This is a genomic window from Cyclobacteriaceae bacterium (assembly GCA_030584025.1).
Taxonomy (GTDB): Bacteria; Bacteroidota; Bacteroidia; order Cytophagales; family Cyclobacteriaceae; genus UBA2336.
On sequence record CP129487.1, the window covers coordinates 1,683,640 to 1,700,548 of the forward strand.

Genomic DNA, 16,909 nt, shown 5'->3' on the forward strand with positions numbered 1-16,909 from the left:
TCCTGTTTGTTTTCGTTATGCACTGCGTAACGGTTCCGATTTAAATCCAAATCCAACAGAGCCACGGGCATCGCCTGGAAACTCCAGCATCTCCAGCGATTGCTCGCGGTGTGAAGCCGGTATCACAAATCGATCATCAAACTTGGCCAGCGAAGTGAGGTAGTAAATTGCTTCTGCCTCTTCGGCTGTCAGGTTGGTGTCTTTCATTACCTGGTCAACCTTAGCCTGCTCCATATCGCCTACGGTTTTGCTTCTGCGATAAATACGCACGGCCATAAGCTTTTTCAGGATGTGCTTGATTTTCCCTTCGTCACCCGCACTAAAGAGACTGGCCAGGTATTGTAAGGGAAAACGAGCTTGCTCAATGGTACCCCATAATTCCTCGGTGCTGGTATCATAAAGCCAGTTGTCGTTCCAGTACTTGGCGATGGGATCCATCTTCTCGGATTGTGCCTGGTTATCTACTTCACGCAGGGAGGCCATCACCGGTAACAAGGGTGGTACGTAGAACAACATGGGCAGGGTTCTGAATTCCGGATGTAACGGCAGGGCCAGTCCCCATTCTTTAACAAACTTGTAGGTTGGTGAATATTGAGCCGCTTTGATGGTTGAATCGGCCACACCATTTTTCTTGGCTGCTTCAATTACTTGTTCATTGAAGGGATCGAGGATCATGCTGAGTTGCCGATCTACCAGGTTATTCTCATCGCTGGATGCAGCATCATAAATCATGTCTGCATCATACAGGACTACGCCCAGGTAGCGTATGCGTCCAACACAAGAATGCATACAGGCAGGTGCATATCCGGCTTCAATTCTGGGGTAACACAGAATGCATTTCTCAGATTTACCAGTATGCCAGTTGTAATAGGATTTTTTATAGGGGCATGCCGTCACACACATCCGCCACGCCCGGCAAACATTCTGGTTGATCAACACCACACCATCTTCACCACGCTTGTAGATCGCACCGGAAGGACAGGAGGCTACGCAGGCAGGATTTAAACAATGGTTGCAGATGCGTGGCAGGTAATAAAAGGCCATCCGCTCCAGCTGGAACATAGCTTCCTGCTCGGCAGGCGACAGGTTCTTCAGGTTTGGATCCTGTCGAGCATAATCGGGTGTTCCGCTCAGGTCATCGTCCCAGTTAGGACCGCCTTTGATATCGATGGGTTTGCCTGTGATGAGCGAAACCGGCCTTGCCGTTGGTTGATCATCCATAGCGGGCGATTCAATCAGGTCGAGATACTTGTAGGTAAAAGGCTCGTAGTAATCATCAATTACCGGCAAGTGTGGGTTGTGAAAGATGTTCATCAATCCACGCAGTTTACCTGCACCCTTCAAACTGATGTCACCATTCTTCTTTTCCCAACCGCCTTTGTAAATATTCTGATCTTCCCATTTTGTGGGATAACCGGTTCCCGGTTTGGTTTCTACATTATTCCACCATTGATATTCGGCTCCTTTACGGTCGGTCCATATATTTTTACAGGCAATGGAACAGGTATGACACCCGATGCATTTATCGAGGTGAAAAACCATTGACATTTGTGCTCGTACATCCATGAGATTTCAGGTTTATGCGTTGGGAATTATTACCATACTAATTTTTCCATCTTCTTTACAATTACGTGGGTATCGCGGTTTGGTGCGATTGGGCCCCAATAGTTGAAATGATAAGAAAACTGACCGTATCCACCGGTAAGGTAGTTCGGCTTCAAGTGTATGCGTGTGAAGCTGTTGTGTCCGCCACCACGCTTGTTACCCCGAACTTGTGATTTGGGGATACCTGTAGTTCGTTCCGGTACATGGTAAACAATGCATACACCGCGTGGTATCCGTGAGCTTACACAAGCTCGCGTACAGTAAACACCGTGGTCGTTGTACACCTCTACCCAGTCGTTGTCTTTGATGCCGAGGTCTTCTGCATCTTTCTCATTGATCCAGCACGGTTCGCATCCCCGCGAAAGCGTGAGCATGCGCAAGTTCTCCATATACGTGGAGTGGATGTGCCATTTACCATGCGGTGTGAGGCAGTTCAGCACTTTGGCCTGCTCGCGCTCCAGCGATTCCTTGAGATCACCGTATGCTTCTGGTTTGGGTGAAGGCTTATAGGTAGGAAGGTGCTCGCCATAGGCGATGTACAACTCATGATCCAGGTAGAAGTGTTGCCTGCCGGTAAGGGTTCTCCATGGAACCAATTTATCAACATTGTAGGTGTAGGCAGAGTAGGCACGACCATCCTGCATTAATCCCGACCAAAGTGGTGAGGAGTTGTACCTGCGCGGTTGTGCCTGCAGATCCCCGTATGTAATGCCAACCTGTTCATAGCCTTCACCGATATCCGATAACACAAGGCCGGTTTTTTTCTCTGCTTCCCGGTAGGCACGAACAGTAAGCTTGCCGTTGGTTAGCGTAGATAGTTTTAAAAGTATGTTGGCCGCATCCCGGTCTTCTTTTAATGACGGGAGCACGCTACCATTCATCCGTTCTTTCGGGAAGTGGTTTGATTCCATGATTTCATCGTACACATCATCACACATGTAGTTGTTGCCGTGTGCACCAAGGCCACTCTTTTTGATACGGTCGCCAAGCGTGATGAACTTGTCGTATAATTTGGTATAATCACGATCTACCACGGCTATGCTGTGCATGGTTTTCCCTGGTATGGGTTCGCATTCGCCTTTGTACCAGTCTTTCACATGCCGTTGGGTAATCTCACCGGCAGAATCATGGGAAAGCGGTGAGCACACAATGTCCTTCTGCGGCTCACTCAAATGTTGCTTTGCTATTTCACTGGTGTGTTTGGCAATCAACTTAAAAATATCCCAGTCAGTTTTGGCTTCCCACACCGGTGCAATGGCTGCTGAAAGTGGGTGAATGAATGAGTGTAAGTCTGTACTGTTCAAGTCGGCCTTTTCATACCAACTTGCTGCGGGCAATACGATATCTGAATACAAGGCTGAAGAATCCATACGGAAGTTCAGGTCTACCACGAGGTCCATTTTTCCTTCCGGAGCCATGTCGTGCCACTTTACTTCATCGGTATGATCAGGTGAATCTTTGGCGATGCGGTTGGAGTGCGTACCCAAATAGTGTTTAAGTGCGTATTCATGCCCTTTCATGCTGCCCATGATGGCGTTGCCCCGCCAGATGAACCAAACTTTTGGATGATTTTCTTCTGCTTCAGGATCACCTACCGCATAGTGCAGTTTCTTTGCTTTCAGTTTTTCTACTGTATAATTTTTGATTTCATCATCCGTCTTTGCACCATTTTGCTGCGCTTCCTTGCTTAGCTCCAGTGTGTTTTGATTGAATTGCGGATAGAATGGCATCCATCCCATGCGCACTGATTGGAATATCGTATCGGCTGTATGTTGTTGGGTCCATTTATTTTTTGGAACCGTATTGTATTTAGAAAACTGACCGTCATACCGATATTGACACGTGTTAATGTAATGCCACAGCGGTGCCTGCTGCAGGCGCGCGGCACTCTGCCAATCCTTACCAAAGGTGAGGGCACTCCATGAATCTACTGGTGCCAGCTTTTCCTGGCCTACATAGTGATTCATTCCACCACCATTTTTCCCAACGCAACCAGTAAGCATCAGGGCCATAATACCTGCACGATACATCAGGTTGGCATGGTACCAGTGGTTAATCCCTGCACCTACAATGATCATGCATTTACCGCCTGTAAGGTTTGCTGTGTTTGCCCATTCTTTGGCAAACTGAATGACTGTCTTTGAATCTACACCCGTGAAAATTTCCTGCCATGCCGGTGTATAGGCAGCATCCTTATCGGTGTAGTCTTTCGGATAATCGCCCAGTAGCCCACGATCAACACCATATTGTGCCATCACCAGGTCATACACGGTTGTTACCGGAATTTTACCTGCGCTGGTTTGCAAATACTTTACCGGAACGCCACGCTGACGATGCTTGTCCAATCCGAACTCGGTGAAGGTTACCTGAAGAACCTCATCACTATTATTGATCAGGGTGAGGTATGGATCAAAAGGCTGGTTATCGACTTCATGCTCCAGCTTTATGTTCCAGTTGCCACCTTTCTTTTCCCAGCGGTGTCCCATGGTTCCTTTCGGTACCACGAGTTTACCTGTCTTGCTGTCGATGTTCAGAAATTTCCAGTCGCCATTTTCAAGGCTACTGAACTCAGCCATTTCATTGGCGCGAACCAGTTGGCCAGGTACAAGTTTACCGTCTTCCTCTTCAAGTTTTACCAGGAACGGACTGTCGGTGTATTGCTTGGTATAGTCTAAAAAATACGGAGTTTGTTTTTCGTGGTGCCACTCCTTTAATATAATGTGCGTTACTGCCATCCAGAAGGCACCATCACTGCCGGCATGAACGGGCACCCATTGATCGGCATACTTGCACACCTGGCTGAAATCAGGTGAGAACACCACGGCCTTGGTTCCGTTATGTCTGGACTCAGCAAAAAAGTGACAGTCGGGTGTGCGGGTCATGTTCAGGCAGGCACCCATATCAGCAATCATCTTGGCGTTGTACCAATCGGCACTTTCGCACACATCGGTTTGTTCGCCCCATATTTCGGGGAAGGCGGTGGGCAGATCGCAGTACCAATCGTAGAAGCTCAGGTTCACCCCTCCAAAGAGTTGAAGGAATCGGGCGCCTGCCGCATAGCTCAGCATGGACATGGCCGGTATGGGTGAAAACCCTATAACGCGATCAGGGCCGTATTTTTTGGCGGTGTAAATATTGGCGGCAGCAATCAGTTCCATCACCTCGTCCCAGGTTACCCTTCTGAAGCCACCTTTTCCGCGTGCGTTCTGGTATTTCTTTCTTTTTTCTGCGTTGGCCTGCAGGCTTGCCCAGGCTTTAACCGGATCACCTGCCTTCTTTTTTTCTTCACGCCAGGCATCGATCAATGCTCCGCGAATAAGGGGATACTTAATGCGAAGCGGGCTATATAAATACCAAGAAAAAGAAATACCCCGTTGGCAACCGCGCGGCTCATAAGGTGGGAGCGAACTTTCCAGTAATGGATAGTCGAGTTGTTGGGTTTCCCATACCACGATACCATCTTTCACATGGATTTGCCAGGAGCACCCACCCGTGCAATTCACGCCATGGGTACTTCGCACTATGCGATCATGCTGAAAGCGGTTGCGGTAAAACTCTTCCCACTTACGGGTCTGTGGCGATATGATGTCTTCAATCCAGCTCATAAATATTGGTTAAGAATTATGAATAAACCTGACGATCAAAAATTTTCTTGTTTACGGCATTCTTTTTTCGGTTCGACCACACCATGGAAAAGATAACCAACAATGCGATAAAGCTTGCACCCCCACTTAACAAGAAGAAATGTTGCCAGTTGCGCGGGTATTGCCCGAATTGATCTTCATCTGCTTGTTTGAGAAAAGCTGTAAGGGCGTAGGCTTCCTGTTCTGAAACCGGGTGGTTTAAATATGCTTCTCGCATGGCTGGAAATGGGGGAGAGGTTAGGATTGCCTGGATACCCGCTTCATTCATTCGGGAAAAAGCATCGGTTAAATCCTTGGCTAATAGTCCGCCTCCAATCAACGCGTTATTTTTAACATGATGACAGGAAATGCAACCGGGACCCCCTTCACCCAACTTTGTTTCTCCTGTGAATAGCAATTGCCCCAACTTGATTTCGCTTTCAGTAGCTTCATTCACTGAACGTACCGGTTGTTTGGGTTCCTCGGGAATTGATGATGTAGTTGACTCAGTCGTGGCTACGAAACCGGGGCTTTTCGATTTTATATAGCCAATGATTTCCTTAATCTGATCAATCGAATAGGGCGCATCAGGCATCACAGTTTTATTGTATTCCTCAAAAAGGGCAACCGCATCGGGATCTCCTTTGCTAACCATAGCTTGTGATGATTTAATGAATTCTGCTAGCCAATCATCTGACCTTCGAAGTTGTACATCGGCCAGATCGGGCCCTATCAGCCTACCTTTAGATATGGTGTGACAGGCTGAACAGAATGTTTTAAACATCATTTCACCTGATTGTTGGGCGTAGGCGGCAAATATCCCCACGCAAAATACAAGGGTGGTTAAACCGAGTTTTACTGTTTTCATTGAAGGGTGGTTGATGGTTCTGATATAAATATCTGCTTTTTGATTATCTAATAAAAGATAATATTATCTTTTATTACGAAAACCAAAGTACCTTTGGAATGGATTTGGCAGATCTGTTAATGGTCCGTGGTAATACCATACTGCATTATCTTAAATTAATAGGGTTGGTTGCCGTAGTGATTATGATTTGGTTAACCTCGGAAAGGAGCACGGAACCACCCCGTTTTTCAACCGGTCAGCCCAAGTCGACCGGTGGGTTTATTAATGGAAAGGCCGAGGGTACGTGGACCTGGTGGTATGAGAACGGAACTAAAATGACCGAAGGAAATTTCGAGGAGGGAAAACGGAATGGCCTGTGGAATACGTGGTACGAAAATGGAGTAAAAAAAAGTGAGGGCCAGTATGTTGACGATAAATTGAATGGAATGTATATGCAATGGTACCCAAACGGAAACCTGCGGTTGGAGGGAAGATATGTGAATGATATGAAAGATGGCCTATTCCGGTATTATGATACAAGTAGTATGCTTTTAAGGGAAAGTAACTACATTAATGGTTTGCTGATTAAGTAGTCCTTAATGACCTGTTTAATAATTTTTATTGCTATGAAAAAGAAATCAACCAAAAGAAAACCAATGCCAAAACCACCCAGGTTTTATGAGCAGTTCGTTAAAAAATATCCCGCTGTTGCTAAATCCTATGAAGCCATGGGTGATGCCGTTCATGGTCTTGGTCCGTTGGATGACCGCGACCGCGCGTTAATCAAACTGGCTATTTCCGGTAGTCATTTATACAGCAGCGCATTTAAAGCGCATATCCGAAAGGCAGTCGCATCAGGCCTTTCAAGAGACGAAATTGAACACCTCGTATTACTCTTCTTACCAACGGTTGGTTTTCCAACCATGATGGCTGCCATGGGGATTGTGGAAGAGCAACTTCAATCCACGGAGAAGTAGTTGCCGGGCAGTTTAAGATTGAAATTGAGGTAGATTAGGAATATTGATTCTCCGGTTTTTTTTTATGTTTCTGGCCATAATTTCGGGCCTGTGGAACATAACGCAATAACCAAAGGGCCAAGACAAATAATACTGAAGAGCCGAGAAAGGCAGCGATTGCTATTCCGCGGTGATCTTCCAATGCATTATTTAGGGCACTGTATAACAACCACACCTGAATGCCTAGGATGCCTATTAACAAAGCAATGACTCCACCCATTAAAGTGTTGGTCTTATTCGGATGCGCCTGATTTTGTACTTCTCTGAAATCGCCCATAACTATGCTGATTTTTCTTCGAATGCTTTCACATAAACCTGATTGTCCTTTATAACCACCTGTAGTTGGGGTAAAGGTCGGGGAGGTGGTCCCTGAAGCACCACACCCGTTTGAGCATCAAAGTATCCTTTATGACAGGGGCATTCAATTTTATTCAGATCTGCCCGGTAACGCACAGCACAGGATAAGTGTGTACATTTTTGTTCAAATGCACGCCACTTATTTTCATCAAGGTGAATAAGTATATAGGGAACTTCCAGCCGTCCTTTAATTACAAATTGTTTCATTTCCCCAACCGGTACATCCGTCCGAAGGCATACCAAATGTTCTCCTGCAAGTGGCTGAGTTGGAAAGGCAAACGATTTAATTACGATGGCACCATTGCCGAGCGCCATGCCACCGGAAAGCAAGCACATAAATTTAGCGAACTCTCTTCGTGAAATGTGGGTGGCCTCACTTTGCTCTATCGGAAAGTCACTTTTCCAATTGGGAGTTTTTTCTTTTTCAGGCGTTGTCAACATACTTCTTCGTATTAATCATGAACATTGAGTATTGTACTTCCTTTGGGCATCATAATGTTTACCTTCGTTTTAACAGTTTCATTACCGAACTTGAAAGTCTGCACAGGATCACTGTCTGGGCGCATCTTACGGATCTCCTCGCGTGTTCCGTAGTATAGTGCCTGACTTGGGCATACGGTTGCACACATAGGTTTTTTGCCGGCACTGGTACGATCGTAGCACATGTTGCACTTCATCATGAGTTCTGCTTTCTCTTCTTTTTTTGGTACACCAAACGGGCATGCCAGTACGCAATTGGAACAACCGATACAACGGGCCGTATTGGCAGTATGCACCACGCCAAAGCTGTCTTTTGTAATGGCATCGGCAGGGCATACATTGGCACAGGCGGGTTCTTCACAATGCATGCATACTTGTACGGTTGTTTGCACGGTGTGTGCTCGATCGACATAATGAATATGGATCATGCTTTCTTGTCCGTTTGTTTCACATTCGGCACAGGCCATTTCACACGCGTGGCAACCAATGCAGCGCTGCATGTCGATAAAAAATTCCTGATCATGTTTATATTCTGCTGCGGCCATGTTTTATATGCTTTGATATGCGTTGGATTGATTTAGATTAGGTGCTTTTACGCCCAAGTGCACGAGTTTACATGCGCAAACTTTAAACTCGGGTATTTTTGAAATGGGATCAAGTGTGCCCGGTGTTAACAGGTTTGCCGATTTGCTGCCCCCCCAATGGTAGGGAATGAAAACCGTATCTTCGCGAATAGTTTCTACCAGCTGTGCTGGAAAGGAGGCTTCCCCTCTTCGGGTTACTACTTTAATAAGATCGCGTTCGCTAATGCCATAGTGCGCAGCTAACTTAGGATGGATTTCTAACAACGGTTCAGCATACTGATCAACCAGTTTGCCAATACGCCTGGTCTGGCTGCCACTCAGGTATTGCGACACTACCCGACCGGTTGTAAGTACAACCGGAAATTCTGCATCTGTCACTTCACCCGGTTCGCGATAGGGAGCAGGGTTGAAGTGAGCTTTTCCGTCTGCGGTTGCAAACTTCTTGTCTTCCCACAACCGGGGTGTTCCTGGGTGATCTAAACTCGGACAAGGCCAGAATACACCCATGTTGCTTTCAATCTTTTCGTAGGTGATTCCATAGTAATCTGCTGTACCTCCCTTTGATGCTACGCGCAATTCATTGAAGATTGCTTCACTATTCTTAAAATTGAATTTATCCCCAGCTCCCAGCCGTTGGGCTAACTCCAATAAGATATCACTGTCTCTTCGTGCGTTGTTGGGTGGCGTAACAGCTGCTTGTATACGTACAACCCTCCCTTCTGCAGTAGTAACAGTTCCTTCATCTTCCTCATGCAGTGATCCGGCCATGATTACATCCGCATGACGTGCCGTTTCACTGAGGAAAAAATCAATGGCTACGTAATATTCAAGTTTTTCCAGTGCTTCTCGCACGTAGTTGCTGTTGGGCAGTGACACCAACGGATTAAAGCAAATGGATAATAATCCTTTAATTTCTCCCCGGTGAATGGCTTCAATAATTTCGTACGCGGAGAGTCCCTTACCTGGTAAATCTTTTTCTTCAATGCCCCACACACCGGAAATGTATTTTCGATGTTCCGGGTTGGTGATGTCCCGATTGCCCGGAAGTTGATCACATTTGTGGCCGTGTTCGCGACCGCCCTGACCATTTCCTTGTCCGGTAATGGTGCCATACCCGCAGTACGGTTTTCCAATGCGTCCAGTAGCCAGCACCAGGTTGATGCAACTCACTACATTATCAACACCTTTTGAGTGGTGTTCAATGCCCCGTGCATGTAGTAAAAAACTAGTTGCAGTTTTTCCCCACCACGTAGCAGCTAGTAAAATTTTTTCTTTGGCAATTCCTGTTATTTGCTCGGCCCAATCGAGATCATAGTCTTTCACTGCGGCAACTGCGTCTTCAAAACCTGAGGTATGGTTGTTGATGAAGTCGTGATCGAGCCAATCGTTATCTACCAGAATCTTAAGCATGGCCCCATACAATGCGGAGTCGGTTCCGGGTTTAACAGGCAGATGCAAATCGGCAGTTCGTGCGATGGGGGTAACCCGCGGATCCACTACAATAAGTTTTGCACCATTGTCGCGTGCCTGCCAGATGTAATGGGTAAGCGTAGGAAAAGTTTCGCTCACATTCGTGCCGCAGATCATGATCACGTTGGCATGCGCCAGATCGGCCCAGCTGTTGGAGATGCGGTCAAGACCAAACGCTTTCTTGTTCCCTGCTCCGGCACTCACCATACACAACCTGCCGTTGTAGTCGAGGTTGGCTGTTTTCAGTGCTACGCGGGCAAACTTTCCAATCATGTAGCTCTTCTCATTGGTCAAGGAAACTCCCGACAACATCGCGAATGCATCGTTACCATAGGCAGCTTGAATGCGTCTGATTTCGGATAGGGTACGATTCATGGCGGTTTCCCAATCGATGGACTCGAACCCTTTTCCTTCTGTACGTTGAAGTGGAGACAATAAGCGATCTGGATGATTATTCTGGAGGTAACGCTGCACACCCTTGGGGCACAATCGTCCTTCATTAAACGGAAACTCCATCCAGGGCTCAAAGCCTACAACCGTATTGTCTTTCACTTTCAACTGTATGCCACATTGCATACCACAAAAGCAGCAATGTGTTTTTACCAGTTTGTCAGGCTCAGATCGGCCCTTGAATCCATCTTCAGGGGTGTAGGCTTTGTGCGGTCCAAATTGCGCAACAATGTCTTCAACAGGTAGTGGTAGTTTTGCCATGGGTGTGATGTGTTCCGTCTCGTTAATCAACCAAAAAATTTTCCTGATTCCTGCCTTGCTTTGAAGTGTGCTTTGGCAATGGCCGACCGCTTTCCTTCAGGACTGAGGTCGAGGTGACTGCTACCATCCTTCAGGTTAAAATCGAAGCCAAGCTCTTTCGTCACTTGTTTGAGATCACTGATGTGTAGGTGGGTTGCAAAAGGCTGGCCGGTATGTGGGCAAACGACCATGCCGCGTTTTGCGCCTTCAATTTTATAGATGTTCGCGCCAACCTGTGCCGGACGTTGAAAGATGTGAAAGAATTTTCCGAATGGAAGCCACAATAAAAACAGGATAACGGTGATCGCGTGTATCACCGACATGAACTGGTGCGTTTTGCCTTGTAAAAAAGTATAGTCGTAGGTAATGCCGAGGCCAGTGACGGAAATAACCAGCAATAAAATCAGCGGAAGCCAGTCACCTTCAAACGACTGTGTAGCGATGAGACCACCATTCGTTAGGCGTCTGTTCATCATCATCAGCGCACCGATGATGACCAGCACTGAGCACCACGACAAGACGTGAAAAATGTTGAAGGCCATGAAGGAGCCCAATCGAAAATCCAGCATTGAAAAACCGAATAAGTGTGCTTCATAGATATCAAGCGTGTTGGGTTTTAGGGTAAAGTGTATCCAGCCCAGTGTAAGGGGTATGGTTACGGCAAAGGCGATGGTACATCCGGTGGCCAGCAGGAAATGCCCCACCCAACGGTTACGGCCACGAGGATAAATAAAGCGTTGAAACAAAATGTTTTTAATGAATAACCAGAAGGTTTGGCCGATATAGGGAAGAAATGTCCGGCTGAAGGCAAACTGCCAGGTCCTCCGCCAATACATTTTGGTAGGCGGGCGTTGTAGCCAAATGGAATACCGGTAGGTGATACCGAAAACTGCAAATACGGTTCCGAACAAATACGCAATAAGGGCGGCATCAAAATTTTGCAGGTTGCGGGAGCCTAAAAATGCAAGCACAATCACCAACAGCATGGCGATGATTGCGTTAAAAAAAGCTTTTCGGTTCAGGGTACTAAAGAGTTGAAGCATAGGCCTGTTAATGGATATTGCAATGGTGCCTTAAAATAGCACATAAAAGGTTTATTGCAATCATTGCACAATTTGATTTTATTGACAGTGAATCTAACTTTTCTCATTTGTGCTAAGCACCAAACAATTAGGAGTCCTTTGCTGATGTTTTAAAACTGTTGAGCAAATGACGGGCGAGGCCGATGATAACTGCAGACCATCCGAAAAATGCGACATAAATAAAATTATTCGGAATGATCATCAGGAAATCAATCCCTGTAGCTTCAGATAACCGATATGTGCAAACTGTGTACATGCCTAATGGGAAGACCATACCCCAATAGCTGGGGTTATAGCCTTTGGTGGTGCTTGGAAGGGGAACTTTCACTACTAAATGTCGCCAGATACCCAAGATAATCAGTAAGGGTATCCACCATGAGCCCGAAAACCAAAAGAGAAGTGTAAACGCCTTTATGAATATAGTGATATCCGCTAAAAATGTCCATTGTTTAGAATTCAAAATGAGCATTGAACCAGCCAGCGTAGTAATGGCCGCAGCCCCCATACTTATCCAATAGGGTGCCCCTAATTCATTAGATGATAGGCTAAAAAATGACAACCTGTAAATGATAAGTGTCATGATGCATACATATAAAAAGCAACCTGTAAGATATAATCCCAAAGCGATAAATAGCATTAGCTCTGTGCCGGCAGGCAAAGTGGGGGCAATCAACATGGTAAGAATAGCAATGGCCTGTGTAGCCACAACTATAATTAACCATGCGCCACTTATTCCCTTTTCTATTGTGGGCTTATTTTCCTTTATGGTTATGGAAGTGAAAAATGTGTATGTAATAATGAACCAACAACCGACAGCAAAAATCCATAACACTTTAGCCAGGATGATTTGATGATAAAGGAGTATTAGTTGATTACCAAGTATACAAGCCGCGGCTATGATGGTGAAAAATAAGGGGCCTTTTTGGTGATCCATCAAATCCTTTTTAACTGACTGAAAGTAAGCGACCAACCGAGCAAAAAACAAAAAGAGTAACAAGGGAAAAACAACAAGATTGAACCAGAAAAGGACATATGCGATCGTTTTCATGTTCAGCAGGAAACTCCCAATGGAGATGATACCAGTTGCCATTACTAAAGCAAAGTAACTGACAGAAAATTCCTTAATGCTCATATTGTTGATGGTCATAGGTACTCCATAAGTCTATTAAATGATTTTGAACAAACATACTTATCAAATACTTCTTAACCATGTTATTATGTCTACAGTTGAAAGAATAATTGTTCGATCAAAATTGAAGTCCAGTAAATCGGTTTTTCATATTGGAGCGAACAAGCAACGCCAGGTATCCCCAATTTTGTACCGATGAAGGATAACTGACACCTTGTAAGTACTCAAAGGAAGTGGCTGTAAAAAATTGTGAATATCCAACCTGAAGCGACACGACATCATTGAATATATATCCAGAAGTAAAATCTAATTCAGCACCCAATGTATTACTCAGTTTTTCAGTGCCATCATACACATCGGCAGCAGCCAAAAATTGGTGTACATTCAATGACAAGAAGAATTTGTTGTAGGGGTCATAACGCAAGCGCAGAAAATAATCCTGCAAACCAACCGTATTCAGATACCGGTTTCCAACATAAAAGAAATCCATGTAGCCATTGTGTGCGTGGTTGGTTCCGTACAACGGGTTGAATGACCGGTTTATATTATCATTGGCTTGCTGAGATGTACCGGAAAGTAATTCAAAACCTACTGTGACCTGAACAGACTTTCCCTTTTCTTCATTCTTGATTCGTTTCCAGGTCACTTGTGCATTTGCATTGTGCGCCTTCACTTGTCGGCTGGTGGTGTCGGTACCTGTTTGATAATAGTAGAATCCGGAAAGAATAAAATTGCCGGTTGTATAGCGTAACGTGGGTAAGCCGAACGTTTGTGTATACCGGATTTTCAGGTTGCCCTGATCATTTTCTTCCACGCCATTATTCCAGAATAAGGCACTGCCACTGAATTTTCCCCACTGGTTTTCGAGCCGGATTAGTTGCGCTGTTTTGTATTGGTTGGGAACCGGGTAAGGTTGTCGTATTAACGATTCTTTAACCTGATTATATCCGGCTCCGAAATGAACCTTGATGTTTTTCTTTTCAAATTTAGCCAACGCGAAATCATGTGCTCGTGCCTGTAGTGCCCAATCCAGGTTACCCAAAAATCGTGCATTATCGTAGTTTAATTCTTGACGACCCACCTTCAATTTCCAGTTGGAATGTAACACCAGATCGGCATAGGCCTCGTGAATAGAAAAAAGGTTATCCGTTTCTTTAACCTGACTGGTACTTCCCCAGATTCGCACATCTTGCGCACTCACAAAGAACCTGACCTTTTCGTGGTCATATTGAACCTGAATGCGCGCCCGCTGTCCAATTAAAAAGGCCGCATCCTGGGATTCTTCAATCAGCCGTCCGAATCCATTGCGATATTCGGCACGTTGCATCAACTGTCCAGTTAATGTGAATTGAGCAAATGCTAATTTGCAGGAGAAGAGTATTACTAATACTGCACAAAACTGCCGGATGATTACACTGATCATAGGTTAACGGGGCTATGATGTCAGGCACTAACCAATCCTGAAATTTCAATATGTGGGTTCATGATAACCTTTGATTTAATTGAATTGGAAATCAGGCACGCGGCTTCAGATTTTTCCAGAATTCGCAGTGCTCTTTCACGATCTTCTTCACGCACAATGGTTACAGTTGGCTCCAGTAAGACTTCGGTCATTAAAAATTTTCCTTCCACTTTTTCCAATTTCCCTTTCGATGAACACTTGAATGCCATGAAATCCAGTTTTGAATTTTCAGCAACTGCCAGAAAGGTTGTCATCAAACAACTGCTAACCGCTGCTGTATATAAATGTTCAGGCGACCAAATTCCGGGAATACCCTTGGCAAATTGAGGAGGCGTAGCCACTTCAAGGCACCCACTTGCGCCTGATTCGGTAGTGATTTCCGGTGAGCACATCATGCCTTTGCGTTCTTCGTTCCAGGTAATATCAACCTGATAAAAGTGAGGTTCCATAGTTATGAATTTTTTGTTTGTATTAACCAAAGGTATGGGTGTATAAAATGATTGGCTATGACGTTTATCAGTCGATTATCTTATTTATATAGTAGAGTTTTATCACGATGTTAACACTTTGTACTTCATATGTTTGGCGTACGTTTGTTAGTTATTAAAAGTAAGAAAAGAATTTTAAATAAAGGACTATAATATCCTTTATTAGGCCTACTTTTGTGCCCTATGAATCATACATCTGAACACACGTTTCACATTCCGGTAATGGGTTTGGCCTATACCATGGATACCCCAACAAAAGTTGCGCATTTTGGTATTAACTCGGTTATTTCCATTGTGCAGGATAACCTGATTGAGAAAATGCGCGAGCATTATTATGTTCAGCTTCAGGAGCATTTTGAGCCCATTACGGCCAAGGTACCCGACCACAGGGCAAGGCGTATAACCGATTACCTTAACCTGGTTAACCGGATGGTTCAAAAGAACATTGAAGCAGTAAGGCGAGCACCTTTCAACCCGGACTCTGATATATACCGGTATTTTGAATTACTACCTGATTCAAGCGCAGTGAAAAAGATTTTCACCAGCATGGTTCAGTTGCCTGATGGCCAGCAGAAGGCGGAGCTTCAGGATCGCCTGCGCAATTATGTGGTGCCCGGCACCATCGATGTTAATATCATGACGAAACTTGATCGAAACAGTTATCGAAAAGACGGTACGTTAGTGGAAGATGGCTCAGATGCCGTTGCGGCCATAAGGGGATATGCCAACAGCAATTTAACAAATTCCTCAGTTATTCTTTCTGCTGGATGAATCCACGGTTGTTTGGCTACATGGAGAAACTTACTGCCTTTGATGTTACTGAAACGGGTCGTTTTCACAAGAAAATTGTTGTTAAGGTCTCGGATTTTCGCTCGGCACTCATTCAAGGAAAAATGTTGGCTAAAAAGGGGTTGTGGGTAAGCGAGTTCAGGATTGAATCGGGATTGAACTGTGGGGGACATGCATTTGCAACCGATGGATTTTTGTTAGGACCCATTCTGGAAGAGTTTAAAGCAAAGAAGGAAGAGCTGCGAAGTACCCTGTATCAAATTTATGTTGATGCGCTGCGACAGAAGAATAAAGTTGTATTACCCGAACCACATGAATTGAAAATAACCGTACAAGGTGGCATTGGCACGCATGAGGAAGATCGCTTTCTGCGCACTTATTACCAGGTTGATGGAACAGGATGGGGTACACCTTTTTTGCTGGTGCCTGAAGCTACCACGGTAGATGAGGCCACGTTGCAAAAACTATGTGCTGCATCCGAGCATGATATTGTCCTGAGTAATAAATCACCACTGGGTGTCCGCTTTCATTATTTAAAGGGGAGTACTGCAGAAGCTGAACGACTTGCTGCTATTCAATCCGGTAAGCCGGGAAGTCCGTGTACAGAAAAATTTCTGGCCATGAATACGGAGTTTGGGGACAAGCCCTTATGCACGGCATCACGTACGTATCAGAAAAGAAAAATTGAACAGTTGCAGGGAATGCATTTGCCTGAAGCAGATTACAAAAAGCAATTGAATACAATTCTGGATAAGGAATGCTTATGTGTAGGATTAAGCAATGCAGCGGTTACCGCTTATAAACTCAAACCGTTTAAGCACCTGGCGGGTGCAAATGTTTGCCCGGGGCCTAACCTGGCCTACTTTAATCGGATTGTTTCTTTACGTACCATGGTGGATCATATCTATGGCAGAGGGAATATTGTGGCGCGAGTTGACCGGCCTCATATGTTCCTCAAGGAGCTTACTTTGTATGTCGACTATTGGATGGGTTTACTAGAAGATACCAAAACACTTGCGGATCAAAAGAGTAAGGCATTTGCAGAAACATTTTACCAGAACCTTCAGGAAGGCATACAATACTACCGGAACTTAACGGAAAATTTTGGCGATGAGTTTAGTTCCATGAAGGAAAAAGTTGAGGCGGGTATATCAGAAGCCGAGCATACCTTGAGAAATGCATGGCATGGATTTCTTGATAAGGTGTTGGTTACGGCATGAGTTGGTG

General features: G+C 45.1%; 15 protein-coding genes. 4 read left to right on the plus strand and 11 right to left on the minus strand.

What is annotated here, in order from left to right; genetic code table 11:
* Positions 1-15 precede the first annotated feature (15 nt).
* From narH to QY309_07770, 3 genes are read right to left on the minus strand one after another with little or no spacing between them, the layout of a single operon-like run.
* Entirely contained in the window at positions 16-1,566 is a 1,551-nt protein-coding gene (gene narH / locus QY309_07760; protein ID WKZ61374.1) for a nitrate reductase subunit beta, read from the minus strand.
* Positions 1,567-1,595: 29 nt separating this feature from the next.
* Entirely contained in the window at positions 1,596-5,210 is a 3,615-nt protein-coding gene (locus QY309_07765; GenBank protein WKZ61375.1) for a nitrate reductase subunit alpha, read from the minus strand.
* A 16-nt stretch (positions 5,211-5,226) separates the two neighbouring features.
* Positions 5,227-6,096: a c-type cytochrome gene (locus QY309_07770; protein WKZ61376.1), complete on the minus strand. Its 870-nt coding sequence runs from the start codon at positions 6,094-6,096 to the stop codon at positions 5,227-5,229.
* Positions 6,097-6,194: 98 nt separating this feature from the next.
* Here QY309_07770 and QY309_07775 point away from each other — a divergent pair, with 98 nt between their 5' ends.
* Together QY309_07775 and QY309_07780 are read left to right on the plus strand one after the other, a co-directional pair.
* The gene (locus QY309_07775) at positions 6,195-6,668 is read left to right on the plus strand and encodes a toxin-antitoxin system YwqK family antitoxin (protein WKZ61377.1); all 474 of its coding nucleotides are present in this window, start codon (positions 6,195-6,197) and stop codon (positions 6,666-6,668) included.
* Positions 6,669-6,701: 33 nt separating this feature from the next.
* A complete protein-coding gene (locus QY309_07780) occupies positions 6,702-7,052 on the plus strand; it encodes a carboxymuconolactone decarboxylase family protein (GenBank protein WKZ61378.1) in 351 nt (116 codons plus the stop codon).
* Positions 7,053-7,086: 34 nt separating this feature from the next.
* On the opposite strand, the gene QY309_07785 is transcribed toward QY309_07780, so the two are convergent.
* The 8 genes from QY309_07785 to QY309_07820 all read right to left on the minus strand — a co-directional run bounded on the left by QY309_07785 (position 7,087) and on the right by QY309_07820 (position 14,854).
* Positions 7,087-7,368 (minus strand): hypothetical protein, encoded by a 282-nt coding sequence (locus tag QY309_07785; GenBank protein ID WKZ61379.1) that lies wholly within the window; start codon positions 7,366-7,368, stop codon positions 7,087-7,089.
* A gap of 2 nt (positions 7,369-7,370) precedes the next feature.
* Positions 7,371-7,889, minus strand: coding sequence for a Rieske (2Fe-2S) protein (locus QY309_07790; GenBank protein ID WKZ61380.1), 519 nt, complete (start codon positions 7,887-7,889; stop codon positions 7,371-7,373).
* A gap of 11 nt (positions 7,890-7,900) precedes the next feature.
* A complete protein-coding gene (locus QY309_07795; protein ID WKZ61381.1) occupies positions 7,901-8,473 on the minus strand; it encodes a 4Fe-4S binding protein in 573 nt (190 codons plus the stop codon).
* A gap of 3 nt (positions 8,474-8,476) precedes the next feature.
* On the minus strand, positions 8,477-10,693 hold the full coding sequence (locus QY309_07800) for a molybdopterin oxidoreductase family protein (protein WKZ61382.1): 2,217 nt from the start codon (positions 10,691-10,693) through the stop codon (positions 8,477-8,479).
* A gap of 26 nt (positions 10,694-10,719) precedes the next feature.
* Positions 10,720-11,775 (minus strand): MFS transporter, encoded by a 1,056-nt coding sequence (locus QY309_07805; protein WKZ61383.1) that lies wholly within the window; start codon positions 11,773-11,775, stop codon positions 10,720-10,722.
* 127 nt (positions 11,776-11,902) lie between these two features.
* Positions 11,903-12,961: a tellurite resistance/C4-dicarboxylate transporter family protein gene (locus tag QY309_07810; GenBank protein WKZ61384.1), complete on the minus strand. Its 1,059-nt coding sequence runs from the start codon at positions 12,959-12,961 to the stop codon at positions 11,903-11,905.
* Between the two features lie 100 nt (positions 12,962-13,061).
* Positions 13,062-14,366: an alginate export family protein gene (locus tag QY309_07815; GenBank protein WKZ61385.1), complete on the minus strand. Its 1,305-nt coding sequence runs from the start codon at positions 14,364-14,366 to the stop codon at positions 13,062-13,064.
* Positions 14,367-14,386: 20 nt separating this feature from the next.
* A complete protein-coding gene (locus QY309_07820) occupies positions 14,387-14,854 on the minus strand; it encodes an OsmC family protein (protein WKZ61386.1) in 468 nt (155 codons plus the stop codon).
* Positions 14,855-15,076: 222 nt separating this feature from the next.
* Here QY309_07820 and QY309_07825 point away from each other — a divergent pair, with 222 nt between their 5' ends.
* Positions 15,077-15,664, plus strand: a complete 588-nt coding sequence (locus QY309_07825) for a hypothetical protein (GenBank protein WKZ61387.1) — start codon at positions 15,077-15,079, stop codon at positions 15,662-15,664.
* Positions 15,661-16,902 carry a hypothetical protein gene (locus tag QY309_07830; protein ID WKZ61388.1) on the plus strand — a complete coding sequence of 414 codons (1,242 nt, stop codon included), beginning with the start codon at positions 15,661-15,663 and terminating at the stop codon, positions 16,900-16,902. Before QY309_07825 ends, QY309_07830 begins: the two co-directional genes overlap by 4 nt.
* The last annotated feature ends 7 nt before the right edge of the window (positions 16,903-16,909 follow it).